Here is a 26,098-nt window from a genome sequence, read left to right on the forward strand (position 1 = left end):
CAGAAGCTCTACTACATCGCCAGTACTACTTTTTACTGCATTCGCTGTTTTTACCTATGACACGATCCAGAAAACTGGAGCGGGAGAAGAGTCTCGAACTCTCGACCTCAACCTTGGCAAGGTTGCGCTCTACCAACTGAGCTACTCCCGCGTCATCAACAACAGGCCAGCATTATAGAGGGATTACAGGGGCTGTCAACGGGCAATATCTGGTCTTTTGCAAAATATTCCGCACAAAGCAGCCGCCTGCCTGTTCTTAGTGCAGATTTCCAGCCTTTTCCTTGATGAGAGGCCACGCCAGGCGCAAATAGTAAAACATCGACCACACCGTCAGCACGCAGGCGATCCACAGCAGCTTCTCACCCCATACATGGGTATCGATCGCGCCAAAGATCACTTCGTGGTACAGCAGCAAGGGAATGGCCGTCATTTGCGCGGCCGTCTTGATCTTGCCGATCGAGCTGACGGCCACCGACTTCGAGGCGCCGATCTGCGCCATCCATTCGCGCAGCGCAGAAATGGTGATTTCGCGGCCGATGATGATGAAGGCCAGCACGGCATTGACCCGGTCCAGCTGCACCAGCACCAACAAGGCCCCCGCCACCATCAGCTTGTCGGCCACCGGATCGAGGAAGGCGCCGAAGGCCGACGTCTGGTTCCAGCGTCGCGCGAGGAAGCCGTCGAACCAGTCGGTGACGGCGGCAACAATGAAGACCAGGGTGGCAACCAGGTTCTGATCGCCATGCAGCAGCATCGACGGCGGCAAATAAAACACGCCGACGACGAGCGGTATCAGGGCCACGCGCAGCCAGGTCAAAAGGATGGGAATATTAAAAGGCATAAGAGAGCAATCGGCCGACGGGTAAATTGAACATGAGGAAAGCGTGAAGAAAGCGCCACTAGTCTACATGGCCACAGGGTATTAGCCTAGTCCGGTTGCCGCGGCACCGGATCAGGCCGTCATAGAACCCTCACAAAACCGTAGCGAGCGGCAGCGAATTGCGACCGAGAAGCGCAACTGTGCTTGACACGGGGGCGCCGAGCCAGTGAGCATCGCAGGCCGCAGGCCGCAAGTCGCGACGCGCAGTAGGTTTGGTGGGGCGTTCTAATGCAGCTGCTTGTAGATTTCTTCTGCCAGCTGCGTGGAAATCCCCTCCACCGACATCAGGTCCTCGACGCTGGCGTCGACCACGCCGCGCAAGCCGCCAAAGCGCGACAGCAGCTTCTGGCGGCGCTTGGCGCCGATGCCTTCGATCTCTTCCAGGCGCGAGGTCTGGCGCGTCTTGGCCCGCTTGGCGCGCATGCCCGTGATGGCGAAGCGGTGCGCCTCGTCGCGGATTTGCGCGATCAGCATCAGGGCCGCCGATTCCTTGCCCAGCTCCTGCGCCGCGCGGCCATCGACGAACAGCAGGGTTTCCAGGCCCACCTTGCGCCCCTCCCCCTTGGCCACGCCGACAATCAAGCTGATATCGAGTCCCAGCTCGGCAAACACCTGGCGCGCCATTTCGATCTGTCCCTTGCCGCCGTCGATCAGCACCACGTCGGGCATCACGCCGTCGCCATTCGCCACCTTTTCATAGCGGCGCATCAGGACCTGGCGCATGGCCGCGTAATCGTCGCCGGGCGTGATGTCGTTGATGTTGTAGCGCCGGTATTCGCCGTTCTGCATGGCGTGATGGTGGAATACCACGGACGACGCCTGCGTCGCCTCGCCCTGCGTGTGGCTGATGTCGAAACACTCCACGCGCAAGCTGTCGAGGTCTTCCGTTTCCAGGCGCAGCGCCTCGGCCAGCGCGCGCGTGCGCGATTGCTGCGAGCCCTGCTCCGACAACAATCGGGCCAGCGAAATCTCGGCGCCCTTTTGCGCCATCTCCAGCCATTGGCGGCGTTGACCCTGCGGCTGGAAGATCAGGTTGATACGGTGGCCGCACTGCTCCATCAGCGCCACCATCAGGGCTGGTTGGTCGAATTCGATATTCAGGATCAGGGTGCCGGGAATGAATTTTTCCGTGTAGTGCTGGGCCAGGAAGGCGGCCAGCACTTCCACCTCGATCGGTTCCTCGGCAATGGCCGCCGCATCGCTAAGCTGGCTGGGGAAGTAGGCGCGGTCGCCCAGGTGGCGCCCGCCGCGCACCATGGCCAGGTTGACGCAGGCGCGCCCGCCCTGCACCAGCACGGCGAGGATGTCGACATCGGCGTCGCCCGTCGTTTCCATGCTTTGCTGGTGCAGCACGCGCGACAGCGAGGCGATCTGGTTGCGCACCACCACGGCTTGCTCGAACTTCAGCTCGGCGGCAAAGGCGTGCATCTTCTTTTCCAGGTCGGCCATCACCTCGCTCTGGCGCCCGCGCAGGAAGCGCGCCGCATTTTCCACGTCGTTCTTATAGTCTTCCTTGCTGATCAGGTCCACGCACGGCGCACTGCAGCGGCCGATCTGGTGCAGCAAACAGGGCCGCGTGCGGTTGGCGTACACGCTGTCCTCGCAGGTACGGATCAAAAACACCTTTTGCAGGATCTGCATCGATTCCTTGACGGCCCAGGAACTGGGGAACGGCCCGAAATACTGGTTTTTCTTGTCCACCGCGCCCCGGTAATACACCATGCGCGGCGCATCGCCATTGGTGATTTTCAGGTACGGATACGACTTGTCGTCGCGGAACAGGATGTTGTAGCGCGGTTGCAGCGCCTTGATCAGGTTATTTTCCAGGATCAAGGCTTCCGCTTCGCTGTGCGTGACGGTCGTTTCCAGGCGCGCGATGCGCTCGACCATCATGGCGATGCGGGGACTGGCCAGGTTCTTCTGGAAATAGCTGGACACGCGCTTTTTCAGGTCGCGCGCCTTGCCGACGTACAGCACCTTGTCGGCGGCATCGAAATAGCGGTACACGCCGGGCAAGTTCGGCAGCTTGGCGACGGTGGCCAGCACCTGCGCGCGCGGGTCGGGCGGCGTTTCCGCCAAGGAAGATTCTGGGCTTGCTTCGGTCATTGCTGGCTCATTGCGCACTTATGGCGCACTTATAGTTACCCTGCTTGTTCCACGATCACGAACGCGACCGCATATTCTTCTTCATCGCTGATGGTCACTTGCGCGCTCAGGCGGTGCTTTTCCATGAACTCGGCCAGCACGCCGCTGCAGACGATCATCGGCTTGCCGCTGGGATGGTTCAGCATCTGCGCGGCGGGCCAGGTCATCGGCATGCGCAAGCCCAGGCCGATGGCCTTGGAAAACGCCTCTTTCGCCGCGAAGCGCGTGGCGAGGAAACGCACGCCACGCACGGCATTCTTGGCGCTGCGGGCACGGAACTTTTCCAGCTCCTGCGGTCCCAGTATCTTTTTCGCGAAACGCTCGCCGTGGCGCGCCAGAGCCGCCTCGATGCGGGGAATCTTGCAGATATCGGTACCGATGCCGTAGATCATGCTGCCTCCTTTGAGCGCCCTTATGCCTTGCCGGTGATGCGCGTGGCCACCATGATAGCCTTCATTTCGCGTACGGCATTTTCCCAGCCGACAAACACGGCGTGCGCGACGATGGCGTGGCCGATGTTCAGCTCGGCAATATCGGGAATGGCGGCAATCGCTTGCACATTGGTGTAATGCAAGCCGTGGCCCGCGTTGACCTTCAAGCCGCGGCCCACGCCGAACAGCACGCCCGCCTTGATGCGTTCCAGTTCAGCCAGCTGCTCGACGCCTTCGCTATCCGCGTAGCGGCCCGTGTGCAGCTCGATCACGGGTGCACCCAGCTCGGCGGCGGCGGCGATCTGTTGCTCATCGGCATCGATGAACAGGCTTACGCGGATGCCCTCGCCTTGCAGCTGCTGCACGGCCGCCTGCACTTCCCTGAAGTAGCGCACCACGTCCAGGCCACCCTCAGTCGTCACTTCCGTGCGCTTTTCCGGCACCAGGCACACGTCCGCCGGCTTGATGCGGCAAGCGAAGTCGATCATCTCGGCCGTGACGGCCGCTTCCAGGTTCATGCGGGTGAGCAATTGCGGGGCGATGGCGATCACGTCCGCATCCTTGATGTGACGGCGGTCTTCGCGCAGATGCAGGGTGATGGCGTCGGCGCCCGCCTGTTCGGCCAGCAGGGCCGCGCGGATCGGGTCAGGATAGGCGGTGCCGCGCGCATTGCGCAAGGTGGCCACGTGGTCGATATTGACGCCCAGGTCGATGACGGGGCCGGAAGGCTGCAAAAAGCTCATAGTGATGGTATCCGTAAAGTGCTGTCGTGCTGCAAACCGCAGCTACAGCTGCATTAAATCGATCAGTATCTGGCGCGTATTCAAGGTGGCGCCGCCCAGTTGATGGGCCAGCAGAAAGCGCATCAGCAGCTTGCTTTGCGCCTGCGTGGCCGCGTCTAGATAATCTTCGCGCTCCATGTCGAGCAGGGCCTTGCCCGTGATCCTGGGCCAGGCATCACTGGCGCGCGCCGGGCGCGGCCCCCGTTCCGGGTCGACCACGTACACCTGCCCCGCATCGACGGCCTGGCGCGTGCCGGTGCAGCGCGTCAGGTCGGCCGCCACGCCCGTTTCCTTGAGCAGGGCGCGCTCGAACTTGCGCAGCACGATGGGCGGCGGCTCATTGTGCGCCAGTTGATTCAGGGTGGCAACGTAGTGGTCGAACAGGACTGGATGCGGATCGTCGCGCGCGAGCAATTTGACCAGCAATTCGTTCAAATAGAAGCCGCACAGCAAGGCGGTCTTTTCCAGCGGCAACATACCGCCCACCCATTCGGCGCCCGTCAAGATGCGCAGCTCGGACTTGCCCGTCCAGCCCGCCTGTAGGGGCTGGAAGGTTTGCAGCACGCCGCGCAACTGCGAATGGGGCCGCTTGGCGCCCTTGGCGACGAGCGCGATGCGGCCGTATTCGCGTGTAAACACGTCGACGATGAGGCTGGTTTCTTTATGCGGATAGCTGTGCAGCACGAAGGCTGGCTGGCCCGTGATGCGTCCGTCGCGCGCGGGCGGACGGCTGCGCCGCGGCGCGGCAGGAGTGACAGGAGCTGCGGCCGGCGGCGCGATGGCCGCCGGCGCGGGGACAGGTGCGGATGCAGCAGATGAAGCTGGCGCAAGATCGTGCAGCGCTGGCGTGGTGGTGCTCATGCGTGTGGCGTCGCCCCCGGGTTGCGGATTACTCGTAGCCGTAGGCGCGCAAGCCCGCCTCGTTGTCGGCCCAGCCCGATTTGACCTTGACCCAGATTTCCAGGTACACAGGGCCGCCGAACAGCTTTTCCATGTCCAGGCGGGCCTGGGTGGAGACTTCCTTCAGGCGCGCGCCCTTGTTGCCGATGATCATGGACTTGTGCGTATCGCGCTCGACCAGGATGGCGGCAAACACGCGGCGCAGATCGCCTTCCTGCTCGAATTTCTCGATCAGCACGGTGCTCGTGTACGGCAGTTCGTCGCCGACGAAGCGGAACAGTTTTTCGCGCACGATTTCCGAGGCGAGGAATTTCTCGCTGCGGTCCGTGATGTCGTCCGGTCCAAAGATCGGCTGGTTTTCCGGCAGGAAACGCTTGATCTCGTCCTGCAAGCCTTCCAGCTGGAAGTGCAGCTTGGCAGAGACGGGCACGATGGCGGCGAAGTCGCGCATGGCGGCGATCTTTTGCGCGAACGGCAGCAGCACGGCCTTGTCCTTCACGCGGTCCGATTTATTGATGACGAGGATGCACGGCACTTCCTTCGGCAGCAGGTCCATCACTTGCTGGTCGGCCGGGCCGAAGGTGCCCGCCTCGATCACGTACAAGATCACGTCCGAGGAAATCAGGGTGTTGGTGACGGTCTTGTTGAGCGTCTTGTTCAGCGCGTTCGAATGGCGCGTCTGGAAGCCCGGCGTGTCGACGTAGATGAATTGCGCGTCCGGCACCGTCTGGATGCCCGTGATGCGGTGGCGCGTCGTTTGCGCCTTGCGCGAAGTAATGCTGACCTTCGCGCCGATCAGCACGTTCATCAGGGTCGATTTGCCCACGTTCGGGCGGCCCACGATGGCGATATAGCCACAGCGGAAGTTGTCAGGCATTTTGGTGGCTGTCATGCTAGTGTCGATTCTGTTTAGTGTGAGCGGCGATCGCCGGGGCAGCAGGGGCTGCCGCGTCGTCGCTCTGGATGGTGGCAATGCCGGCCAGCTTGAGCTGGGCGGCGCGCGGTTTCGGCTTGCGGCTGGCGGCTGGCGACTTCAACAGCGCCTGCTCGGCCACGTCGAGCGCCAGTTTGGCGGCGGCTTGCTCACCGGCGCGGCGGCTTCCGCCACGGCCGTAGACCTGGATGTTCAATTTCGGCACCAGGCATTCGATCTCGAATTCCTGGCTGTGGGCGGCGCCGTGGGTAGCCACCACGTTGTATTGTGGCAGCGAAATTTTCTTGCTTTGCAAAAACTCCTGCAGCAGGGTCTTGGCATCCTTGCCCAGGGTTTGCGGATCGACCGAGTCGAGGATGGGGATGTAGAACGCGCGGATCACCGTGCTGGCGGCGTCGAAGCCCGTGTCGAGGAAAATCGCGCCCAGCAAGGCTTCCAGGGTATCGGCGAGGATGGACGGACGGCGGAAACCGCCCGATTTCAGCTCGCCTTCGCCCAGGCGCAGGAATTGCGACAGTTCCAGCTTTTGCGCGATTTCATACAGCGACTGCTGCTTCACCAGATTCGCGCGCAGGCGCGACAGGTCGCCCTCGTCGATGGACTTGAAGCGCTCGTACAGGATGGAAGCGACCACGCAGTTGAGGATGGAGTCGCCGAGGAATTCCAGCCGCTCGTTATGCAAACTGCTGTGGCTACGATGCGTCAAGGCTTGCTGCAACAGGCCAGCATCCTGGAACGTATAGCCTAAACGGGTTTGCAATAACTGAAGATTCATTGTTGTTTCTGTGTCATCTGAGTAATTCGGCTGGCCGCCGCGCGGGGAATCGGCGCGGCAGCCATAGGGACGGCTTAGTGTATGCCGCCCACGCGTTTCGGATTGCTGAAGTTCATCCACACCAGGAAAGCCTTGCCGACGATGTTCTCGTTCGGCACGAAGCCCCAGTAGCGGCTGTCCGCGCTATTGTCGCGGTTATCGCCCATCATGAAGTAGTTGCCTGCTGGTACCACACAAGTGAAACCGTCTTCGTTGTAGTCGCACGACTCCTTGTGCGGGAAATCCTTCACTTCGCGCAAGTTCAACGTAGGAGCGGGCTCGTCGTTGAGGATGCGGTGGCTCACGCCCGTCAGGTTTTCTTCCAGCTGCTTGTGGTACACGGTGCTTTCATCGTCCAGGTAGTCGTCCAGCGGCGTGTATTGCACTTCCTTGCCGTTGACCGTCAAGCGCTTGTTTTCATAGGTGATTTTATCACCGGGCACACCGATCACGCGCTTGATATAGTCTTGCGACATATCTTTCGGGTACTTGAACACCATGACGTCGCCGCGCTGCGGATCGTTGACTTCAATGATGCGCTTGTTGACGATCGGCAAACGAATGCCATAAGTAAACTTGTTGACCAGGATCAAATCGCCTACCAGCAAGGTCGGCACCATCGAGCTCGACGGGATCTTGAATGGCTCGTACAGGAACGAGCGCAGGCAGAACACGAGGGCGATGACGGGGAAGAAGCTGCCCGAATACTCGACCCAGGTCGGCTGGCGCAACAGGGCCGCCTCGATGGTGGCGCGGCTGCCGCCCGCATCGGACTTGATGCCCTCGGCGGCCAGCTTGGACTGGCGCGCATCGAACTCGGCCAGGGCAAGGTCGGCCGCCTTGCGGCGCTGCTTGGACAGATAAAACACATCCAGGCACCAGACCAGGCCCGTCAACACCATCAGCACGAACAGGATTAAAGCGAAATTTCCTAAAATCACTTGAAGGTTCATGTATTAACCATCCACTTGTAAAATTGCCAGGAATGCTTCTTGCGGGATCTCCACGGAGCCCACTTGCTTCATGCGTTTCTTACCCGCTTTTTGTTTTTCCAGCAATTTTTTCTTGCGGCTGATGTCGCCGCCATAGCACTTGGCCAGCACGTTCTTGCGCAAGGCTTTCACGTTCTCGCGCGAAATGATGTTGGCGCCGATGGTGGCCTGGATGGCCACGTCGAACATCTGGCGCGGGATCAGTTCACGCATCTTGGCAGCCACCTGGCGGCCGCGGTACTGGCTGTTCGAACGGTGGACGATGATGGCCAGCGCATCGACTTTTTCGCTGTTGATCAGCATGTCGACCTTGACCACGTCGGCCGCGCGGTATTCCTTGAACTCGTAATCCATCGAGGCATAGCCGCGCGACGTCGATTTGAGGCGGTCGAAGAAGTCCAGCACGATCTCGGCCATCGGCATTTCATACACGAGCTTGACCTGGCGGCCGTGGTAGCTCATGTCCATCTGGATGCCGCGCTTGCCGATACACAGGGTGATCACGGAGCCCACGTATTCCTGCGGCATGTACAGATTGACCGTGACGATAGGCTCGCGCACTTCCTCGATGCGCGACGGATCGGGCATCTTCGACGGATTGTCGACGTTGATCATGGTGCCGTCGCGCTGGATCACTTCGTACACCACGGTAGGTGCCGTGGTGATCAGGTCCATGTCGAATTCGCGTTCGAGGCGTTCCTGCACGATTTCCATGTGCAGCAAGCCCAGGAAGCCGCAGCGGAAGCCGAAGCCCAGCGCCTGCGACACTTCCGGCTCGTACATCAGGGCCGCGTCGTTCAATTTCAGTTTTTCCAGCGAGTCGCGCAGCGCGTCGTACTGGTTCGCTTCCACGGGGAACAGGCCGGCGAACACTTGCGGCTGCACTTCCTTGAAGCCAGGCAACGGCGCGGCGGCAGGACGGTTGGCCAGGGTGACGGTGTCGCCCACTTTCGCCGCTTTCAATTCCTTGATGCCGGCGATGATGAAGCCCACCTGGCCTGCCGACAGTTGCGGCAAGGATTGCGAACGGGGCGAAAACACGCCGATGTCTTCCACCAGCTGCACCGAATCGGTGGCCATCAGGCGGATCTTGTCTTTTGGTTTCAGGGTACCGTTGATGACGCGTACCAGCATGACCACGCCCACATAGGCGTCATACCAGGAGTCGACGATCAGCGCCTGCAGCGGCGCATCGGGGTCGCCCTTCGGTGGCGGCACCTTGACGATCAACTGCTCGAGCACGTCCAGCACGCCGAAGCCCGTCTTGGCCGAGCAATGCACGGCGTCGCCTGCGTCGATGCCGATCACGTCTTCGATCTCGGCAATGGCGCTCGGAGGATCCGCGTTCGGCAAGTCGATCTTGTTCAGCACGGGCACCACTTCCACGCCCAGGTCCAGCGCCGTGTAGCAGTTGGCCACGGTTTGCGCTTCCACGCCTTGCGACGCGTCAACAACCAGCAGCGCGCCTTCGCACGCCGACAGCGAGCGCGACACTTCATAGCTGAAGTCGACGTGGCCTGGCGTATCGATCAGGTTCAGATTGTAGATCTGGCCATCGCGCGCCTTGTAGTGCAGGGCCGCCGTTTGCGCCTTGATGGTAATGCCGCGCTCGCGCTCCAGATCCATCGAATCGAGCACCTGCGCCTCCATCTCGCGGTCGGACAAGCCGCCGCACAATTGAATGATGCGGTCAGCCAGGGTCGATTTACCGTGGTCAATATGGGCGATGATGGAGAAATTGCGTATGTTGTTCATTAACTAATATAAGTGCGAAGTTGACGACACTGCTTTAACAGGAATCAGGGGAATCATGTCCGGGCCAAACAGGGCCAGAACCAGGCGCCCCACTCATGATGAAAAAAGCGCTCCGAGCAGGACATCTGCATGCCCAGGCGAGCGCTTTTGAAGCGACAGAAGCTGCTGCCTCGGACAGTAGCTTTTTCGACCTCCCCATTTTACCGGATTTCAGAGTAGAAAGCCCGTCTTATGAGGCCGGCACCGGGCCAAGCCGACATTTTCGGCTGTTTTCAGCACCAGAATGGTGCAATGCAGTGTCAATATTGGTATTTAAGCTACGTCAGGCAGCGCCGTACCGCTGCCTCATCGAGGAAATAATGGCATAGCTCGGGCTGCGCCAGGTCACCGAACAGCACCGGCACCAGCTCGTCGAAACGGGCCAGCAGCGAGGCGTCGGGCGACGCATCGATATCGATCACGTCCACGGTGAACAGTTTTCCTGGCGCTTGCAGCAGGAGCAAGGCGTCCAGCATGTCCTGGCATAAATGGCAATAACTGCGGGAATAGAGGGTGAAATGCATGAAGAAAAGGGAAAGGCATCCCGGCCGGGGCCGGGATGCGGATGGAATCAGAAACTTACCTGGCAGACGGACGCAGCGAAACGAATTGCGCCACGTCGCCGCGGCGCACCAGCACGGCCGACGACTTTTTCGGATCGAGCTTGGCCACCAGGGCATTGAACTGCTTGGCGTCTTTCACGGCAACGTTGTTCAATTGCAAGATCACGTCGCCAGGCTGCAAGCCGGCCAGGGCCGCCACGCCGTCGGCATCGTCGACCAGCACGCCCGCCTCGATCTTCAGCTCCTGCTTCTTCGCGGCCGGCACGTCGCTGACTTTCAATCCCAGCGCATTGACGGCTTGCGCTTCCGGCTCCTTGGCGCCCTTCTTCGCCGTTTTCTCGCTTTCCAGCTCGACGACGGTGACGGGAATATCCTGCTGCGCGCCCTTGCGCCAGACGGTGACCGTGGATTTGCCGTTGACGGCGGCGCCGCCTACCAGGCGCGGCAGGTCAGATGAACGCTCGATCTGCGCGCCGTTGAATTTCAGGATGATGTCGCCCGGCTTGATGCCCGCCTTGTCGGCCGGACCGCCCGGCTCCACCATCGACACTTGCGCACCCTTGGCGTTCGGCAAACCCAGCGATTCCGCCACGTCCTTGCTCACTTCGCCGATCTGCACGCCGATGCGTCCGCGCACGACTTTCCCCGTTTTTTTCAGCTGCTCGCCCACGCGCATGGCTTCATCGATGGGCACGGCAAACGAAATACCATTGTAGGCGCCGGACAAGGTGGCAATCTGCGAATTGATGCCGATCACCTCGCCGCGCATATTGATCAGCGGACCACCGGAGTTGCCGGGGTTGACGGCCACGTCACTCTGGATCAGGGGCAGGTAATCGCCCGTATCGCGTGACTTGGCGGAAATAATGCCGGCCGTCACCGTGTTTTCCAGGTTGAATGGCGAGCCGATGGCGATCACCCACTCGCCCACGCGGATCTTGTTCGAGTCGCCGATGGTCAGGCGCGGCAAGTTGGCGCCCTCGATTTTCAGCAGGGCCACGTCGGTGCGCGCATCGGCACCGATCACCTTGGCCTTGAATTCGCGCTTGTCCGTCAGGGTCACATACACTTCGTCGGCGCCGTCGACCACGTGGGCGTTGCTCAGCACGTAGCCATCGGCAGAGATGATGAAGCCGGAACCGACGCCGCGCTGGACTTCCTGCTCCTGCGGCACGGCGCGGCGGCCGCCACGGGGCGCCTGCTGGCGCGGCGCGGGCATGGCGCCACCAAAGAAGCGGCGCAGGAATTCCTGCATTTCCTGCTCATCCTGACCGCCCGCGCCAGCCCCGGCGCCGCCCATTTTCAGGCGTTCGGTGGTACGAATATTCACCACGGCCGGGCCGACGGCGTCGACCAGGTCCGAGAAATCAGGCAGTTTCACGGCCGGCACGGCGGCCTGCGCCTGTGGCGCCAGGCCCAGCATGGTGGGAGCAAGGAAGACGCCAGCCGTACCGAACAATAAGGCGGAAAGCGTCTTCACTGAAAACGACTTGCTGGCGGCACACATGTTTTTTTTCATGGAAAGGATCTTTTCGAGTATATAAACGGTTCAAAACGCGGATCAGGCGATTGCCTGCGCGCATGATTGGCCGTCATGACGGAAATCCAGGGGCAAACCCACCTGACAGCGCGCATGGCAAGCAATGCAACAATATATCGCAAAAGCAAGATATTGCCTGCGCACAGTGTCAATCGTACGGAAGGCCAGTGTCAAGGGGGCGACGGGAAGGTTAAGCCAGGCATAAGATGGACGTGGGGCCCGCTAGCGCTGCGCCAGCGGCCCGGCCTCCAGCGGTTCGGCCACGCCAGGCGGCACGATGCCGGCGGCCAGCGGCGGCAGCGGCAGCGGCTCCGCCTGGGCAGCCGCCGCTTCGGGTGCTTCCTCCGCGGCCAGGCGGCTGGCCAGGCGCGCATCGAACTGGGCGCTCAGCGCATGGCCGTACTGCTCCGAGCGCAGCACCTCACCGATATGGCGATAGGCATCCCAGGCTTGCCGTCCCGATGGCGTATCGAGGGCGGCAAACGCCAGTTCGAGTTCGCTCGCCGCCAGCTCGCCATCGGCCAGCGCGGAAATAGTCTCGTGCAATCGTGTATGCGTATCCATGATGGGTCCTGCCATTTCAAGAGGATCGGTGCGGAAACCGGTCGCAGCCATGCCAACCTCATACTCTCCAGATTACCAGCGCTTGTCAATCGGCATGTCCAACAACGGCTTCAATTTCTCCGCAATCACTTCGCGCGCGCGAAAAATCCGGCTGCGCACGGTACCGATGGGGCACGCCATGATCTCCGATATTTCTTCATAGCTCAGGCCCTCGATCTCGCGCAGCACGATGGCCGTGCGCAATTCGATGGGCAGCACATCCATGGCCGCATTGACGGTGGCGGCAATCTGCTTGCTGGCCAGCACCGATTCGGGTGTATTGTTGTCGCGCAATTTATTGCCGTCATCGAAAGACTCCGCCTGCTCGGCGTCGGCGTCGCTGGATGTGGCGGCGCGCCGCCCCTGCGTGACGAGATAATTCTTGGCCGTGTTGATGCCGATGCGATACAACCAGGTATAAAAGGCGGCCTCGCCGCGAAAATGGCGCAGCGCCCGGTATGCCTTGATAAAGGTTTCCTGCACCACATCTTCGGCCTCCGCCGGGTCATGCACGAGGCGCGACACCAGGCGCATCAAGCGGCGCTGATATTTCGATACCAGCACATCGAATGCCCGTTTGTCGCCAGCCTGCACCCGCTCGACCAGTAACTGATCATACTCGCGCTCTGTCCTCACGCCCGATGTCCCTGTAGTCATGCAACGTGGGCGCCTGTATGGATATAGAGTTGGCCCGCTGCAAGAAGTTCAGTGTTCGTCCCACTTTTATTCTTCCCTGTTCCGCGCCGCGATCGCCCGGCAAGCCACGGCCAGCGGGCGGAAGGCGGTGCAACTGCCGCCGCGCTGCACCAGCACCGCCGTGCGCCGTCCGGCGGCATCCGCCAGGCACAGCACCAGCAGCGACGGCCACAGGGTCGAGCCCGGCAACAGGCGCAGCCCCGGCGCCGCCACAGGCCCCGGCCCGGCCGGCTGCGCCAGCCAGGCAGCACCGGCATCCGGCGCCGCGCCATGCTCCAGATATACCGCCAGCCGCAACTGCCCGACCGGCGAAATATCAAGCGCCAGCGGCTTTCTGCGCCGGCGCAGCAAAGCCAGCAAAAACACGCCGCCAGCCGCACTCAGCAAGGCACCGCTCCAGCCCAGCGCATAGCCGCCCACCAGCTGGCCGGACGCGGGCAGACTGCGCCAGAGACCGCTCAAGGGCCAGGCGGCTAGCAAGGCGCACAGTCCCAGCGCCGCTTGCAACAGGCGCAAACAGACAGGCGTGCGAATGACAGCCGCTACCGCGATCGACATAGTTCATGGGAGAAAAAAGGCGCGCCGGCACCATGCCGGGCAAATTCAGCCGCCAACGAACGTTGGCGGCGAATCAGCGCTCACTACGATTTGACCGTAGCGAGCGCTTGAAAGTTCCTGCTTATTTCGCTTTACCGAAAATCAGCGTGCCATTCGTGCCGCCGAAGCCGAACGAATTTTTCACTGCATAATCGATCTTCATATCACGCGCCGTGTTGGCACAGAAATCGAGATCGCACGCCGGATCCTGGTTGAAGATGTTGATGGTCGGAGGCGACACCTGATGGTGCAATGCCAGGACCGTAAACACCGCTTCCAGACCGCCCGCGCCGCCCAGCAAATGGCCCGTCATCGACTTGGTCGAGTTGACGACCAGTTTCTTGGCGTGATCACCGAAGGTGCGCTTGATGCCCATCACTTCCGCCACGTCGCCTTGCGGGGTCGACGTGCCGTGCGCGTTCAGGTACTGAATCTGATCCGCGTTCAAGCCTGCGTTGTCGAGGGCCGCGATCACCGATTTGCTGCCGCCGCTACCATCTTCCAGCGGCGAGGTCATGTGATAAGCATCTGCGCTCATCCCGAAACCATGCACTTCGGCATAGATCTTGGCACCGCGGGCCACCGCGTGCTCGTACTCTTCCAGCACCATGACGCCAGCGCCCTCGCCCAGCACGAAGCCGTCGCGGTCGGCATCCCACGGACGCGATGCCGTTGCCGGATCGTCGTTGCGGGTCGACAAGGCACGTGCCGAAGCGAAACCGCCCAGGCCCAGCGGCGACACGGTCGATTCGGCACCGCCGGCGATCATGACGTCGGCATCGCCGTACTCGATCATGCGCGCTGCGGCACCGATGCTGTGCAAACCGGTGGTGCACGCTGTAACGATCGCCAGGTTCGGGCCCTTCAGACCATATTTGATCGAAAGGTTGCCAGAGATCATGTTAATGATCGAGGCAGGCACGAAAAATGGCGAGATACGGCGCGGACCGCGCTTTTCGTACTCGGACTTGGTTTCCTCGATCAGCGGCAAGCCGCCGATACCGGAACCGATGATCACGCCGATACGCTCGGCGTTTTCTTCGGTCACTTCCAGGCCGGAGTCCTGCATCGCCTGGATGCCTGCAGCCATGCCGTAATGGATAAAGGTATCCATATGGCGGGCTTCCTTACCGGAGATGTACTCTTCGATATTGAAACCTTTGACTTCACCGGCAAAATGCGTGGTGAATGGCTGTGCATCAAACTTGGTAATCGTGGCAATGCCGGATTTACCTTCAATGATTGCGCCCCACGCCTCGGCAATAGTATTGCCGACTGGTGAAACGCAACCCAGGCCGGTGACAACAACACGACGGTTTTTAGAACGGCTCAAGCGATTCTCCTGAAGTCGGTCAGACAGGCTTAGGCCTTGACGTGTGCGGTGGCGTAGTCGATCGCCTGTTGCACGGTGGTGATTTTTTCAGCTTGTTCGTCAGGGATTTCCATTTCGAATTCGTCTTCCAGGGCCATCACCAGTTCCACGGTGTCCAGGGAATCGGCGCCCAGGTCGTCGACGAAGGAGGATTCGATTTTGATGTCTGCTTCTGCAACGCCCAGTTGCTCAGCGACGATTTTCTTAACGCGTTGTTCGATATCCGACATGTTATGGCTCCAAAGTGTGTGTTACGGAAAGTGCGCGCATTTTATCAGGTTTGCGCGTCCGAATACTAATTTCGGTGTCTGCTGCTAATTCAACCGAAGCTGCTGCTAAAAGATGCGATTATAGACAAAAACGACCGTTGAATCATGCCACAAACGCCCGCCCTGTCTACCTTTCACATCAATTCATGTACATTCCGCCGTTCACGTGCAGGGTCGTGCCCGTGATATACGCCGCTTGCGGCGAGGCCAAAAAGGCCACGGCCGCTGCCACGTCTTCCGGTTTGCCCAGGCGGGACAGGGGAATTTGCGTCAACAGGGCCGCATGCTGCTCTTCGCTCAGAGCCTTGGTCATGTCGGTATCGATGAAGCCCGGCGCGATGCAGTTCACGGTAATGTTGCGGCTGCCGATTTCGCGCGCCAGGGCGCGGCTCATGCCTTCCACGCCGGCCTTGGCCGCCGCGTAATTCATTTGCCCCGGATTACCCGACGAAGCCACGACCGACGTGATGTTGATGATACGCCCAGTTTTGGCTTTCATCATGCCACGCAGCACGGCGCGCGACAGGCGGCCCACGGCCGACAGGTTCGTCGAGATGACGCTGTCCCACTCTTCATCCTTCATGCGCATGGCCAGCTGGTCTTGCGTGATGCCCGCATTGTTGACGAGGATCGACAGGCTGCCGTAGGTTTTCTGCACTTCATCGACGACGGCCGCGCAGCGCGCCGCATCGGTCACATTCAGGACCAGGCCCTTGCCTGCCACGCCTTCGGCGGCCAGGTAATCGGTGATCGCTTGCGCGCCGCTTTCCGAGGTGGCGGTGCCGACCACGGTGGCGCCCTGCTTGCCCAGTTCGGTGGCGATGGCGCGGCCGATGCCGCGCGAGGCGCCCGTGACCAGCACGACTTGATTTGCTAAATTCATGAGTATCCTTAAGAGCAACCGCGGCAGGCAGGCTGCCGCGATCTGATGTTTATTTGAGCTGCGTCAAAATGCGTTCCAGCGAAGCCTGGTCGACGATGGCGTCGCCCACCAGCACCGGGTCGATGCGCTTGGCCAGGCCCATCAGAACCTTGCCCGGACCGCATTCGATCACTTGCGTGATGCCATCCGCGGCAACCTTTTGCATGGTTTCCACCCAGCGCACGGGGCTGGCCGCCTGGCGCACCAGCGCATCCTTGATGCCGGCCACGTCGTTGACGATAGCCACGTCGACGTTGTTGATCAGGGCGATCTGCGGCGCGGCGAACGTCAGGCCGGCCATGTATTCGCGCAAACGGTCCGACGCGGGCTTCAGCAGCGACGAGTGGAATGGCGCGGAGACGGGCAGTTTCATGGCGCGCTTGGCGCCCTTGGCCTTGGCCAGTTCGCAGGCGCGCTCGACCGCAGCCGTGTGGCCGGCGATGACGACTTGTGCTGGCGCATTGAAATTGACGGGCTCGACCACCAGGGCCGGGTTTTCCGCCGCCGCTTCCGCACAGGCGGCGCGCACGTCGTCATCCGACAGGCCCAGCACGACAGCCATCGTGCCCTGACCGACGGGCACGGCTTCCTGCATGGCTTGCGCGCGGAAACGCACGAGCGGCACGGCATCCTTGAAGGAAATGACGCCGGCGGCGACCAGCGCCGAGTATTCACCGAGACTGTGACCGGCCACGACCGTCGGCACGGGGCCGCCGGCCGCCAGCCAGGCGCGGTAGAAGGCCACGGCCGCCGTCAGCATCACCGGTTGCGTGTTGGTGGTGAGATCCAGTTCTTCCTTCGGACCTTCGGCGATCAGCTTGCCCAGGTCGAATTGCAGGGCGTCCGACGCTTCGGCGACGGTCTGCGCAACCACGGGGTTGCCGGCGAAACCGTCGAGCATCGCAATCGCTTGCGAGCCTTGGCCTGGGAAAACAAATGCAAATTGTGTCATGTCGACTCCGTTTTTTAATAATGTTGCGGGATTACATGCGCGCCAGCACGGCGCCCCAGGTAAAGCCGCCGCCCACGCCTTCCATCATGACGTTGTCGCCCTTCTTGACCCGACCGTCGCGCACGGCGATGTCGAGGGCCAGCGGAATCGAGGCGGCCGAGGTGTTGCCATGCTGATCGACGGTGACGACCATCTTGTCCAGCGGCAAGCCGAGTTTCTTGGCCGTGCTGTTCATGATGCGGATGTTTGCCTGGTGCGGGATCAGCCAGTCGATCTGGTCCGAGGTCATGTTGGCATGTTCCAGGGCTTCGTGCGCGACTTTTTCCAGTACGGACACGGCCAGCTTGAACACGGCCGGGCCATCCATGTAGAGGAAGGCGCTGCCATCGAGCGCGCCGCCAGCCAGGCTGCCCGGCACGCTGAGGATGTTCGAGTGGCGGCCGTCCGCGTGCAGCTTGGTGGCCAGGATGCCCGGCTCTTTCGATGCCGTCATGACGATGGCGCCGGCGCCGTCGCCGAACAGCACGCAAGTGCCGCGGTCGTCGAAATTGAGGATGCGCGAAAACACTTCGGCGCCGATCACCAGCACGTTCTTGTGCATGCCCGACTGGATGAAGCTGTCGGCCGTGGCCACCGCATACACGAAACCGCTGCAGACGGCTTGCACGTCGACGGCGGCGCAGTTATTCGTGATGCCCAGCTTGTTTTGCACGATGCAGGCGGTGCTGGGGAAGCTGCCGAAGAAATCGGGGGTCGAGCTGGCGACGATGATCAGGTCCAGGTCATTGCCGTTCAGGCCAGCCATTTCCAGGGCCTTCCTGGCCGCTTCCACGCCCAGGTCCGAGGAGTTTTGCGACGGCGCCGCGTAATGGCGCGCCGAAATGCCGCTGCGCGACACGATCCATTCATCCGACGTCTCGATGCCCTTGGCGGCGAGCTGTTCGGTCAAATCCTGGTTGGTGACGCGCTTCTCCGGCAAGTAGCTGCCGGTACCGATAATTTTGCTGTAAGTTTTGCTAAAAACAGTCATGCAAATACCCGTCCACTAAATGGTAGAGCTTGTTGATGTAGGTTCGTCCGGTACTGGCGTGCGCGGCATCAGCTCGGCGATCAGGCTGGCCAGGTGCGCTTGCACGTCATTTTTTGCCGCATCAAAGGCGCGGCGCAAGGCCCATTCGAAGGAATAGGCATCGGCGCTGCCATGGCTCTTGAAGACGAGACCACGCAAGCCCAGCAGGCTGGCGCCGTTGTAACGCGATGGATTCAAGCGGTTGCCGATGGCTTTCAGGGCCCCGCGGGCGATCAGCGCGCCCAGCATGGTAATCGGATTGCGCTTGAATTCGGAAGTGAGCACGTCTTTCATGAAGCGCGCCAGGCCCTCGATGGCTTTCAGGGTGACATTGCCGACAAAACCGTCGCAGACGACGATATCGGTCGTGCCCTTGAAGATATCGTTGCCTTCCACGTTGCCGTAGAAGTTCAGCGCGCCACGCTCGTGGTCGGCCTGCAGCAGCTTCGAGGTGAGCTTCACCACTTCATTGCCCTTGATATCTTCCGTGCCCACGTTCAGCAAGCCGATCGTGGGGCGTGCGATGCCTTCCATGGCGGACACGAGCACGGAACCCATGATGGCGAACTGGTGCAAGTGATGCGGTTCGCAATCGACGTTGGCGCCCAGGTCCAGCATGTAGGTGGGGCCGTTCTTTTGATTCGGCAAGATGCTGCAGATGGCCGGGCGGTCGACGCCGGACATGGTTTTCAATACATAGCGCGACACGGCCATCAGGGCTGCCGTATTACCGGCGGAAACGGAGGCTTGCGCCACGCCGTTCTTGACCTGTTCGATGGCCACGCGCATGGAGGAGTCCTTCTTGCGGCGCAGGGCCACTTCAAGGGGATCGTCCATGGTAACTTGTTCGGAGGCATGCAATACCGACAGGCGCGGATGCGTGTCGGCTTTATGTTTTTTCAGTTCGGCACGGATCACGTCTTCCAATCCAACAAGGATCAGTTCGGCTTCAGGCTCATGTTTTACGAAGGAAATTGCTGCGGGGATAGTGACTGAGGGACCGTGATCTCCGCCCATGCAGTCGATAGAAATTTTGATTGTCATTTGTGTTGATTCAATACCGCTGCGGGCGTGCGGCAAGATGTGAATCGGACTGGAGCATATGCAGGGCGCAGCATGTCATGCACCGCCTGAGCAAGCTTGATTCAAAATGACGGGTGCGCAAGATGAATTGCAGCCGATAAAAAAGAAGAAGCGGCGCCACGCCGAATAACCACGCAACACCGCTTTCATCTTACCCAACAAAAACGTCGATTACTCGTCGTTTTTGGTCTTCAACACTTTACGGCCACGATAGAAGCCGTTAGGGCTGATATGGTGACGCATGTGTGTTTCGCCGGTAACTGGCTCGACGCTCAATTGCGGCGCGACCAGGAAGTCGTGCGAACGGTGCATGCCGCGCTTGGAAGGGGTTTTCTTGTTCTGTTGAACTGCCATGATGACTCCTAATACATAAGTTCTAAAATTTTAGCACAATCGATTAGCAAATACATGCGAATCGAGTATCCCAGCGGCAAAGACTACCCGAAAATAGCCCGGACCGACATCGTTTATTACAATTACATTTCACTACACTTGCCATACTCGATTACTACACGCGTTTGACACGTTCTTTACTGGAAGCATAAAAAACCTGCTGCGCTTCCCGCTATCGCCTTGGCGGCGCTCAGTACTTTCGTACGCTTGCGCTACTCAAGACGATATTGGGCCGCTCGCTACGGTTTTTTTAAAGCTTCCTTTCTTACACCACTTTATTCTGGCTTCAAGTCTTTCAGTGCCGCGAACGGCGACTTCTTTTCAGTCTTGAGGGCATCGAGCTGCGCCGTATCGGGGCAGACGTCGTGTTTGGGTACCTGCGGCAGGGCCAGCAAGGCTTCATCTTCGATCAGGGCCGCGGCATCCATGCTGCGGCTGCCGACGATCACGTCGATCGTTTCATCGTTGATGATTTCTTCGATCTCGTCCGCGTGCTCGTCATCCTTGCCCAGCATCAGAACAGTCGAAGAATCTATCGCGTAAGCATACGGAGTCAGGCAGCGCTGGCAAACCAGCTGAACGGTGCCGTTGACCGACAAGGTCAGTTGCGGGTAGCCCAGCTTGCTGGTGCCGCCGACGATCTTCCAGGCGATTTCGCCGGAATTATCTGCACAATCCTTGGTCAACCGGGTCATTTCAGCGACAGGAGTTACACCCTCGCGGCTCCCGCTGATACGACAAAAATCAAAGGCGTCGATCACAAAAGCATTCATTGGTAGAAAATTTCCCCGGAAAACCTGCGATAATAACAGGGTTTTTAGCACGGAGTCAAAGGCTAAGCATCTTTTTTGACGCAATCATTGCCATAAACATGACAACTTCATTAACACCGTCATGCCGCATGGAGCCTCAGTCAGGGGCTCTGCGCCCTGGAATTTGCGTGAAATTCCACTGACATCGACCAGCGCGGCCATGCCGGCCGCCATCCACTACCGAATGATACCAACTTCCGCCCCATTGCGCTTGATTCTTGCATCGAGTTCGACCTACCGCAAGGAATTGCTGGAACGCCTGCGCCTGCCTTTCGAAGTCGCCGTGCCCGATCTCGACGAAAGCCCCCTGCCAGGCGAAAGCCCCAGCGCCACGGCCCTGCGCCTGGCCCAGGCCAAGGCGCAGGCCGTGCTCGACCGCCATCCTGGCAGCCTCGTCATCGGCTCCGACCAGGTCGCCACCCTCGATGGCGCGCAGATCGGCAAGCCCGGCAACCATGCGAATGCCCTGCTGCAACTGCAAACCATGCGCGGACGCCAGACCGTGTTCCACACGGCACTATGCCTGCTGGACGGGCGCCAGGCGGTGCCTGTGGCGCAGGTGGAAGATGTCCAGACCCTCGTCACCGTGCGCGACTTGCCCGATGCGGAACTGGATGCCTACCTGCGCATCGAGCAGCCCTATGATTGCGCCGGCAGCGCCAAGAACGAGGGCCTGGGCATCGCCCTGCTCGAACGCATCGCCACCACCGACCCGACCGCCCTCACCGGCTTGCCGCTGATCGCCCTCACCGGCATGCTGCGCAAGGCGGGCGTGGCATTTTTCACCCTTTAATTTACCGACAATAAGAATATGACCGGCACCCTGTACCTGATTCCCAACCACCTCGGCCTGTCCGACAGCCCGGCCGACCCGCTGGCCCACATCATTCCAGAGCAAGTACGGCACATCACGTCCCAGCTCGATTATTTCGTTGCGGAAAATGCCAAGACGGCGCGCGCCTTCCTGAAATTGATCGGCAACCAGCATCCGCTGGCCAAGCCACTGCAGGAAATCACGATTTCCGAACTGAACGTGAATACCCCGGCGCAAGCGCTGGCCGGCTTGCTGGCGCCCCTGCTGGCGGGGCGCGACGCGGGCCTCGTGTCGGAAGCGGGCGTGCCCGCCGTGGCCGACCCCGGCGCCGACCTGGTGCGTCTGGCGCATCAGCACGGCATTAAAGTGCGCCCGCTGGTGGGTCCGTCGTCGATCCTGCTGGCCGTGATGGCCAGCGGCTTGAACGGCCAGAGCTTCGCCTTCAACGGCTACCTGCCCACGGATGCGGCCCTGCGCGCCAAGCGCCTGAAGGAACTGGAAGGGCGTTCGCGCAATGAAAAGCAGACCCAGCTGTTCATCGAAACGCCGTACCGCAACGCCGCCATGCTCGACGCCCTCGTGGCGCAATGCGCGCCATCGACCCTGATCTGCGTCGCCACCGACCTGAGCCTGGACACGGAAAGCGTGCAAACGTGGAATGGCGGACAGTGGAAGAAACAATTGGCTGCAGGCAAAGCCCCTGACTTCCACAAGAAACCGACCGTGTTCTTGCTGCTGGGACAGTAATCCCCGGCCCATAAAAAAACGCCACGGGTACATTGCCCGTGGCGTTTTTTATTACAGCACTACCAAGACAAGTGTGATTACACTCTTCTTGTACCCGTATTCTTCTGTCCGCCCTTGCCCGTTTCCAATACAAACTTGGCACCGTCGTCGCGGCCCAATACCTTCACCAGGTACGGCATGACTTCGCGCAACATCGGCTCCAGGGTGTATGGCGGATTCAGGATGAACATGCCGCTGCTGTGCAAGCCGAAGCCGTCCGGCGACGGGGTGTTCACCGTCAGGGTCACGTGCAGCCAGTCCGAGCTGGGCAGTTGCTTCAGCTTGTCGGCGAACTGGCGCGACTCCATGCGCTGCAGCACCGGGTACCAGACGGCATACATGCCCGACGGGAAGCGCACGAGGGCGTCGGCCAAGGTGTCCTTGACCTTGCGGTAATCCATCTTGTCTTCGTACGGCGGGTCGATCAGCACCAGCGCGCGGCGCGATGGCGGCGGCAGCAGGGCTTTCAGGCTCTGGAAGCCGTCCGCCTTGGTGATGATGACGCGCTTGCCGCGCACGGTCGGACGCTCGCCCTGGGCCAGCGCATGCGCCTCGACCTTGCGGAAGTTGTCGGCCAGAATCTTGGCATCGGCGGGATGCAGCTCGAACAGGCGCAGACGGTCTTGCTCGCGGCTGACCTTGTCGGCGCAGTACGGCGAACCCGGGTAGTAGCGCATCTTGCCGCTCGGATTCATTTCCTTGATCAACTTCATGTACTCGGCCAGCGAGGCCGGCAAGTCCGTGCGGTCCCACAGGGGCGCGATGCCCGTTTCGTACTCGGCATTTTTCGACGCATAGCCGCCGTCGAGCGCATACACGCCCGCGCCGGAATGGGTATCGATATAACTATAGGCGGTATCTTTTTGATTCAGATATTGCAACAACTGAATCTGCACATAATGTTTCAACACATCGGCGTGATTACCCGCGTGAAAGGCGTGGCGGTAACTCAACATAAGCTGGCTAATTCCATAATAAAAATAAATAAAGGCGGGAGCGCTGACACCGGGCAGGGCATGAAAACAGACTGGAGGGGTCAGGCTGCGGGGCCAGGAAACAACATGGACCAGCGTAATCAGCGCGCAATTACCAGCATTATCCACCAGAAAGGTGCGTTGCATCAAAAAACACGGATAAACAAGCTCATGCATTCCCGCGACTGGCGTCGCCGGGCGCGGTAGAATACGCGCATCGGGCGCCCGGCGCCCATCGCCCTACTGAATAGATACGACCATGCACAGCCTGACCCTCACGACCGATAACCGCGCCGACGTCGCGGCAGCCCTGGCCGGCCCGCGCTGGACGGTGGCCTGCCTGTGCGCGCTGTGGTGCGGCACCTGCGGCAGCTACCGCGCCACGTTCGAGGAACTGGCCGCGCGCCACCCGGACACCGTCTTCGTCTGGGTCGATATCGAAGACCAGGCCGACGTGGTGGGCGACCTCGACATCGACAACTTCCCCACCCTGCTGATCCAGCACGACGACAACGTGGCCTTCTTCGGCACCGTGCTGCCCGACGGCGGCCTGGCGCACCGCATGGTGCAGGCGCAGCAGGCGCTCAGCGCGCAGGAACTGGCTGCGCTGGCCGGCAGCACGCAGGAGCGGCGCGACTGGCAGCGCGACTGCAACTTGCGCCACATGCTGGCCGCGACACTCGATCAGTAAGATCAGCCCAGGCGCAGCGGCAGGCTGCGCAGCCGTTTCCCCGTCAAACTGAACACGGCATTGGCCACGGCCGGCGCGATCGGCGGCGTGCCCGGCTCGCCCACGCCTTCGGGGTGTTCCGCGCTGGCGATGATGATGGTTTCCACCTCGGGCGTTTGCCCCATGCGCAGCACGGGATAGTCGTGGAAGTTGCTTTGCTCGACTTTGCCTTCCTGGAACGTGATTTCGCCGCCCAGCGCCGCGGACAAGCCGAACAGCACGGCAGACTCCATCTGCTGGGCAATGATGTTCGGATTGACGGCGATGCCGCAATCGATGGCGCACACCACGCGCTGCACGCGGATTTCGCCATTTTCCACGGATACCTGCGCCACTTGCGCGACGATGCTGCCGAACGACTGGTGCAAGGCCACGCCGTGCGCATGGCCAGGCGGAGGACTGCCCGCCCTGGCAACGGCCGCATCGAGCACGGCCAGGTGGCGCGGATGTTTCACCAGCATGGCGCGGCGGAAGGCGACGCCGTCCTGCCCCGCCGCGTGCGCAAGTTCGTCGATAAAGCTTTCCTTGAAGAAGGCATTGTGCGAGTGCCCCACGGAGCGCCAATAGCCTACCGGCACAGCACTGTCGGCGATCACGTGGGCGATGCGCTGGTTGGCGATTTCATACGGCATGTCGAATTCGCCTTCGGCCGTCGTCTTGTCCGGCCCCGCGCCGGGCAAGCCGAAATTGCGCTGCAAGAACTGATGCGTGATGGAAGCGCTGACGGATTTGTTGTCCCAGGACGCGATGCGGCCGTGTTCGTCGAGGCGGGCCGCGAAGCGGGCCAGCGCGGCGGGACGGTACATATCGTGCCGGGTGTCCTGTTCGCGTGTCCACACCAGTTGCACGGGCGCGCCGCCGCACTGCAGCGCGATGGCGACGGCCTGGGCCACCATATCCACTTCCAGGCGGCGGCCGAAACCGCCGCCGAGCAGCAGCACCTCGATCGTCACATCCTTCGCATCGACGCCGGCCACCTTCGCCGCCACATCGACGGCGATACCGGGCGCCTGCGTCGACACCCACAGCATCACCTTGCCATCCTTGACTTGCGCGGTGCAGTTGACGGGTTCCATGGCGGCGTGCGCGAGAAACGGCGCGCGGTACTCGGCCTTGACGCTGCGCAAACCCTGCACGGCCTTGCTTTCCACCTCGCCGCTGGCGTGGTACGCATGGCCCGCCTCGCTGTCGAGCAGGCGGGCAAACTCCGCATACACGCCGGCGCTGGACAGGTTCGCCTGCGGACCGGCCTTCCACTGCGTCGGCAAGGCGGCGGCCGCCTGTTTCGCGCGCCACCAGGTGTCGGCCACCACGGCGGCGCACGAGGTGACCGATGTGCCGCGCTGGGGCAACTGCGGCGTCAGGTCCACCACCTTTTTCACGCCCGGCATGGCGAGCACGGGCGCCGCGTCGAACGCGGCCAGGGTGTCGCCCAGGCGCGGCGGCAGATGCAGGGCCGCATACAGCATGCCCGGCGGACGCGCATCGATGCCGAAACGCGCGCTGCCATTGACTTTGGACGGCGTGTCGCGGCGCGGCGCCGGCTGGCCGATCAGCTTGAAATCCTTGGGGGATTTGAGCACGGGCGTGCCCGGGTCGACGCCGGCGGCGCGCTGCGCCAGGCTGGCGTAGCTGGCGCGCCGTCCATCCGGGTGGACCACTGCGCCATCTTCCGTGCGGCATTGCGCGGGCGGCACTTGCCACAGCGCGGCGGCGGCGCCTACCAGCATGGCGCGCGCCGACGCACCCGCTTCGCGCATGGGGCCCCAGCCATCCTTCACGCTCGACGAGCCGCCCGTGACGACCACGCCCAGTTCGCGCGCCGCCTTGGCCACCGTCCACTGCGCCAGCGCCTTCAGGCGGCCCTGGTCGTCCGGGTGGAACGGCAGGCTATCCTTGAGCATGGCGACATTACCGAAGATTTTATCCATGGGCGCCTGGATCAGCTTGACGCTGCTCAAAGGCACGTCGAGTTCCTCGGCCACCAGCATCGGCAAGGCCGTGTGCACGCCCTGCCCCATCTCGCTGCGCGGCATGGCCAGGGTCACCGTGCCGTCCGTGCCTATGGCCAGCCAGCCGTTCAGGGCCACGGCGCCATCCTGCAGCGGCAGCGGCGCGCTGCCATGCAGGCGCTGGCGCGGCGGCAGCACGCCCCAGCCCAGCACCAGGGCGCCCACGCCGGCCACGCCGAGACCCAGGCCGCCGAGCAGGAAACGGCGGCGCGACGTGTTTTTTTCTCCGGCCATGGGAT

The 26,098-nt window shown here is 61.5% G+C and carries 28 protein-coding genes and 1 tRNA gene; 4 read left to right on the top strand and 25 right to left on the bottom strand.

The window, feature by feature from the left end; all coding sequences use genetic code 11:
- Window positions 1–75: 75 nt before the first annotated feature.
- The 23 genes from O0879_RS10105 to O0879_RS10215 all read right to left on the bottom strand — a co-directional run bounded on the left by O0879_RS10105 (window position 76) and on the right by O0879_RS10215 (window position 20,504).
- Window positions 76–151: transfer RNA gene (locus O0879_RS10105), tRNA-Gly, on the bottom strand.
- A 105-nt stretch (window positions 152–256) separates the two neighbouring features.
- A complete protein-coding gene (pgsA, locus tag O0879_RS10110; protein ID WP_034749601.1) occupies window positions 257–841 on the bottom strand; it encodes a CDP-diacylglycerol--glycerol-3-phosphate 3-phosphatidyltransferase in 585 nt (194 codons plus the stop codon).
- 264 nt (window positions 842–1,105) lie between these two features.
- Window positions 1,106–2,986: an excinuclease ABC subunit UvrC gene (uvrC, locus tag O0879_RS10115; protein WP_289916296.1), complete on the bottom strand. Its 1,881-nt coding sequence runs from the start codon at window positions 2,984–2,986 to the stop codon at window positions 1,106–1,108.
- 35 nt (window positions 2,987–3,021) lie between these two features.
- Window positions 3,022–3,417 carry a holo-ACP synthase gene (gene acpS, locus O0879_RS10120; RefSeq protein WP_289916298.1) on the bottom strand — a complete coding sequence of 132 codons (396 nt, stop codon included), beginning with the start codon at window positions 3,415–3,417 and terminating at the stop codon, window positions 3,022–3,024.
- A gap of 20 nt (window positions 3,418–3,437) precedes the next feature.
- Window positions 3,438–4,199 (bottom strand): pyridoxine 5'-phosphate synthase, encoded by a 762-nt coding sequence (gene pdxJ, locus O0879_RS10125; RefSeq protein ID WP_289916300.1) that lies wholly within the window; start codon window positions 4,197–4,199, stop codon window positions 3,438–3,440.
- 42 nt (window positions 4,200–4,241) lie between these two features.
- On the bottom strand, window positions 4,242–5,099 hold the full coding sequence (gene recO / locus O0879_RS10130) for a DNA repair protein RecO (RefSeq protein ID WP_289916302.1): 858 nt from the start codon (window positions 5,097–5,099) through the stop codon (window positions 4,242–4,244).
- A 28-nt stretch (window positions 5,100–5,127) separates the two neighbouring features.
- Window positions 5,128–6,030 (bottom strand): GTPase Era, encoded by a 903-nt coding sequence (gene era / locus O0879_RS10135; protein ID WP_099667265.1) that lies wholly within the window; start codon window positions 6,028–6,030, stop codon window positions 5,128–5,130.
- 1 nt (window position 6,031) lies between these two features.
- The gene (gene rnc, locus O0879_RS10140; RefSeq protein WP_077406693.1) at window positions 6,032–6,847 is read right to left on the bottom strand and encodes a ribonuclease III; all 816 of its coding nucleotides are present in this window, start codon (window positions 6,845–6,847) and stop codon (window positions 6,032–6,034) included.
- A 74-nt stretch (window positions 6,848–6,921) separates the two neighbouring features.
- Window positions 6,922–7,839 (bottom strand): signal peptidase I, encoded by a 918-nt coding sequence (gene lepB / locus O0879_RS10145; protein WP_099667264.1) that lies wholly within the window; start codon window positions 7,837–7,839, stop codon window positions 6,922–6,924.
- A gap of 3 nt (window positions 7,840–7,842) precedes the next feature.
- A complete protein-coding gene (gene lepA, locus O0879_RS10150; protein WP_034749621.1) occupies window positions 7,843–9,633 on the bottom strand; it encodes a translation elongation factor 4 in 1,791 nt (596 codons plus the stop codon).
- Window positions 9,634–9,950: 317 nt separating this feature from the next.
- A complete protein-coding gene (locus O0879_RS10155) occupies window positions 9,951–10,196 on the bottom strand; it encodes a glutaredoxin family protein (RefSeq protein ID WP_289916304.1) in 246 nt (81 codons plus the stop codon).
- A gap of 55 nt (window positions 10,197–10,251) precedes the next feature.
- Entirely contained in the window at window positions 10,252–11,754 is a 1,503-nt protein-coding gene (locus O0879_RS10160) for a DegQ family serine endoprotease (RefSeq protein WP_289916306.1), read from the bottom strand.
- A 243-nt stretch (window positions 11,755–11,997) separates the two neighbouring features.
- A complete protein-coding gene (locus O0879_RS10165) occupies window positions 11,998–12,339 on the bottom strand; it encodes a sigma-E factor negative regulatory protein (RefSeq protein ID WP_289916309.1) in 342 nt (113 codons plus the stop codon).
- A 72-nt stretch (window positions 12,340–12,411) separates the two neighbouring features.
- A complete protein-coding gene (gene rpoE, locus O0879_RS10170) occupies window positions 12,412–13,035 on the bottom strand; it encodes an RNA polymerase sigma factor RpoE (protein ID WP_171985072.1) in 624 nt (207 codons plus the stop codon).
- 66 nt (window positions 13,036–13,101) lie between these two features.
- The gene (locus O0879_RS10175; RefSeq protein WP_289916312.1) at window positions 13,102–13,632 is read right to left on the bottom strand and encodes a hypothetical protein; all 531 of its coding nucleotides are present in this window, start codon (window positions 13,630–13,632) and stop codon (window positions 13,102–13,104) included.
- 121 nt (window positions 13,633–13,753) lie between these two features.
- The gene (gene fabF / locus O0879_RS10180; RefSeq protein WP_099667260.1) at window positions 13,754–15,004 is read right to left on the bottom strand and encodes a beta-ketoacyl-ACP synthase II; all 1,251 of its coding nucleotides are present in this window, start codon (window positions 15,002–15,004) and stop codon (window positions 13,754–13,756) included.
- A 29-nt stretch (window positions 15,005–15,033) separates the two neighbouring features.
- Window positions 15,034–15,273, bottom strand: a complete 240-nt coding sequence (gene acpP / locus O0879_RS10185) for an acyl carrier protein (RefSeq protein ID WP_008449912.1) — start codon at window positions 15,271–15,273, stop codon at window positions 15,034–15,036.
- A gap of 178 nt (window positions 15,274–15,451) precedes the next feature.
- Window positions 15,452–16,195, bottom strand: a complete 744-nt coding sequence (gene fabG, locus O0879_RS10190; protein WP_035820245.1) for a 3-oxoacyl-ACP reductase FabG — start codon at window positions 16,193–16,195, stop codon at window positions 15,452–15,454.
- A 49-nt stretch (window positions 16,196–16,244) separates the two neighbouring features.
- A complete protein-coding gene (gene fabD / locus O0879_RS10195; RefSeq protein WP_077406717.1) occupies window positions 16,245–17,186 on the bottom strand; it encodes an ACP S-malonyltransferase in 942 nt (313 codons plus the stop codon).
- Window positions 17,187–17,217: 31 nt separating this feature from the next.
- Window positions 17,218–18,216 carry a beta-ketoacyl-ACP synthase III gene (locus O0879_RS10200; RefSeq protein ID WP_077406720.1) on the bottom strand — a complete coding sequence of 333 codons (999 nt, stop codon included), beginning with the start codon at window positions 18,214–18,216 and terminating at the stop codon, window positions 17,218–17,220.
- A gap of 15 nt (window positions 18,217–18,231) precedes the next feature.
- The gene (gene plsX, locus O0879_RS10205) at window positions 18,232–19,299 is read right to left on the bottom strand and encodes a phosphate acyltransferase PlsX (protein WP_034779241.1); all 1,068 of its coding nucleotides are present in this window, start codon (window positions 19,297–19,299) and stop codon (window positions 18,232–18,234) included.
- Window positions 19,300–19,509: 210 nt separating this feature from the next.
- On the bottom strand, window positions 19,510–19,692 hold the full coding sequence (rpmF, locus tag O0879_RS10210; RefSeq protein ID WP_034749653.1) for a 50S ribosomal protein L32: 183 nt from the start codon (window positions 19,690–19,692) through the stop codon (window positions 19,510–19,512).
- Window positions 19,693–20,006: 314 nt separating this feature from the next.
- Window positions 20,007–20,504, bottom strand: coding sequence for a DUF177 domain-containing protein (locus O0879_RS10215; protein WP_099667258.1), 498 nt, complete (start codon window positions 20,502–20,504; stop codon window positions 20,007–20,009).
- A 223-nt stretch (window positions 20,505–20,727) separates the two neighbouring features.
- Here O0879_RS10215 and O0879_RS10220 point away from each other — a divergent pair, with 223 nt between their 5' ends.
- Together O0879_RS10220 and O0879_RS10225 are read left to right on the top strand one after the other, a co-directional pair.
- Window positions 20,728–21,336, top strand: coding sequence for a Maf-like protein (locus tag O0879_RS10220; protein ID WP_251351581.1), 609 nt, complete (start codon window positions 20,728–20,730; stop codon window positions 21,334–21,336).
- 18 nt (window positions 21,337–21,354) lie between these two features.
- Window positions 21,355–22,104 (top strand): SAM-dependent methyltransferase, encoded by a 750-nt coding sequence (locus O0879_RS10225; RefSeq protein ID WP_289910727.1) that lies wholly within the window; start codon window positions 21,355–21,357, stop codon window positions 22,102–22,104.
- Between the two features lie 77 nt (window positions 22,105–22,181).
- On the opposite strand, the gene rlmJ is transcribed toward O0879_RS10225, so the two are convergent.
- Window positions 22,182–23,099: a 23S rRNA (adenine(2030)-N(6))-methyltransferase RlmJ gene (gene rlmJ / locus O0879_RS10230; RefSeq protein ID WP_070255356.1), complete on the bottom strand. Its 918-nt coding sequence runs from the start codon at window positions 23,097–23,099 to the stop codon at window positions 22,182–22,184.
- On the opposite strand from rlmJ, the gene O0879_RS10235 reads away from it, so the two are divergent.
- Entirely contained in the window at window positions 23,043–23,324 is a 282-nt protein-coding gene (locus O0879_RS10235) for a hypothetical protein (protein WP_289917909.1), read from the top strand. The two genes, rlmJ and O0879_RS10235, sit on opposite strands and share 57 nt — an antisense overlap.
- Window positions 23,325–23,376: 52 nt before the next feature.
- Entirely contained in the window at window positions 23,377–23,808 is a 432-nt protein-coding gene (locus O0879_RS10240; protein ID WP_099667255.1) for a thioredoxin family protein, read from the top strand.
- Window positions 23,809–23,810: 2 nt separating this feature from the next.
- Here the strand turns inward: O0879_RS10240 and O0879_RS10245 are convergent, their stop codons facing one another.
- Window positions 23,811–26,093, bottom strand: coding sequence for a xanthine dehydrogenase family protein molybdopterin-binding subunit (locus O0879_RS10245; RefSeq protein ID WP_289916315.1), 2,283 nt, complete (start codon window positions 26,091–26,093; stop codon window positions 23,811–23,813).
- Between the last annotated feature and the right edge of the window lie 5 nt (window positions 26,094–26,098).

Source organism: Janthinobacterium sp. SUN120 (assembly GCF_030397735.1).
In the GTDB taxonomy this organism is placed as follows: domain Bacteria; phylum Pseudomonadota; class Gammaproteobacteria; order Burkholderiales; family Burkholderiaceae_D; genus Janthinobacterium; species Janthinobacterium kumbetense.

What these genes read in the sequence shown, in the direction of transcription:
- O0879_RS10200 (WP_077406720.1), bottom strand. Translation starts at nt 18,216, where the DNA reads ATGACTGTTTTTAGCAAAACTTACAGCAAAATTATCGGTACCGGCAGC.
- rnc (WP_077406693.1), bottom strand. Translation starts at nt 6,847, where the DNA reads ATGAATCTTCAGTTATTGCAAACCCGTTTAGGCTATACGTTCCAGGAT.
- fabD (WP_077406717.1), bottom strand. Translation starts at nt 17,186, where the DNA reads ATGACACAATTTGCATTTGTTTTCCCAGGCCAAGGCTCGCAAGCGATT.
- acpS (WP_289916298.1), bottom strand. Translation starts at nt 3,417, where the DNA reads ATGATCTACGGCATCGGTACCGATATCTGCAAGATTCCCCGCATCGAG.
- uvrC (WP_289916296.1), bottom strand. Translation starts at nt 2,986, where the DNA reads ATGACCGAAGCAAGCCCAGAATCTTCCTTGGCGGAAACGCCGCCCGAC.
- O0879_RS10235 (WP_289917909.1), top strand. Translation starts at nt 23,043, where the DNA reads ATGTTTCAACACATCGGCGTGATTACCCGCGTGAAAGGCGTGGCGGTA.
- pdxJ (WP_289916300.1), bottom strand. Translation starts at nt 4,199, where the DNA reads ATGAGCTTTTTGCAGCCTTCCGGCCCCGTCATCGACCTGGGCGTCAAT.
- rlmJ (WP_070255356.1), bottom strand. Translation starts at nt 23,099, where the DNA reads ATGTTGAGTTACCGCCACGCCTTTCACGCGGGTAATCACGCCGATGTG.
- rpoE (WP_171985072.1), bottom strand. Translation starts at nt 13,035, where the DNA reads ATGACTACAGGGACATCGGGCGTGAGGACAGAGCGCGAGTATGATCAG.
- lepB (WP_099667264.1), bottom strand. Translation starts at nt 7,839, where the DNA reads ATGAACCTTCAAGTGATTTTAGGAAATTTCGCTTTAATCCTGTTCGTG.
- O0879_RS10245 (WP_289916315.1), bottom strand. Translation starts at nt 26,093, where the DNA reads ATGGCCGGAGAAAAAAACACGTCGCGCCGCCGTTTCCTGCTCGGCGGC.
- recO (WP_289916302.1), bottom strand. Translation starts at nt 5,099, where the DNA reads ATGAGCACCACCACGCCAGCGCTGCACGATCTTGCGCCAGCTTCATCT.
- O0879_RS10215 (WP_099667258.1), bottom strand. Translation starts at nt 20,504, where the DNA reads ATGAATGCTTTTGTGATCGACGCCTTTGATTTTTGTCGTATCAGCGGG.
- O0879_RS10165 (WP_289916309.1), bottom strand. Translation starts at nt 12,339, where the DNA reads ATGGATACGCATACACGATTGCACGAGACTATTTCCGCGCTGGCCGAT.
- rpmF (WP_034749653.1), bottom strand. Translation starts at nt 19,692, where the DNA reads ATGGCAGTTCAACAGAACAAGAAAACCCCTTCCAAGCGCGGCATGCAC.
- O0879_RS10175 (WP_289916312.1), bottom strand. Translation starts at nt 13,632, where the DNA reads ATGTCGATCGCGGTAGCGGCTGTCATTCGCACGCCTGTCTGTTTGCGC.
- plsX (WP_034779241.1), bottom strand. Translation starts at nt 19,299, where the DNA reads ATGACAATCAAAATTTCTATCGACTGCATGGGCGGAGATCACGGTCCC.
- O0879_RS10220 (WP_251351581.1), top strand. Translation starts at nt 20,728, where the DNA reads ATGATACCAACTTCCGCCCCATTGCGCTTGATTCTTGCATCGAGTTCG.
- pgsA (WP_034749601.1), bottom strand. Translation starts at nt 841, where the DNA reads ATGCCTTTTAATATTCCCATCCTTTTGACCTGGCTGCGCGTGGCCCTG.
- fabG (WP_035820245.1), bottom strand. Translation starts at nt 16,195, where the DNA reads ATGAATTTAGCAAATCAAGTCGTGCTGGTCACGGGCGCCTCGCGCGGC.
- era (WP_099667265.1), bottom strand. Translation starts at nt 6,030, where the DNA reads ATGACAGCCACCAAAATGCCTGACAACTTCCGCTGTGGCTATATCGCC.
- O0879_RS10155 (WP_289916304.1), bottom strand. Translation starts at nt 10,196, where the DNA reads ATGCATTTCACCCTCTATTCCCGCAGTTATTGCCATTTATGCCAGGAC.
- O0879_RS10240 (WP_099667255.1), top strand. Translation starts at nt 23,377, where the DNA reads ATGCACAGCCTGACCCTCACGACCGATAACCGCGCCGACGTCGCGGCA.
- O0879_RS10225 (WP_289910727.1), top strand. Translation starts at nt 21,355, where the DNA reads ATGACCGGCACCCTGTACCTGATTCCCAACCACCTCGGCCTGTCCGAC.
- lepA (WP_034749621.1), bottom strand. Translation starts at nt 9,633, where the DNA reads ATGAACAACATACGCAATTTCTCCATCATCGCCCATATTGACCACGGT.
- O0879_RS10160 (WP_289916306.1), bottom strand. Translation starts at nt 11,754, where the DNA reads ATGAAAAAAAACATGTGTGCCGCCAGCAAGTCGTTTTCAGTGAAGACG.
- acpP (WP_008449912.1), bottom strand. Translation starts at nt 15,273, where the DNA reads ATGTCGGATATCGAACAACGCGTTAAGAAAATCGTCGCTGAGCAACTG.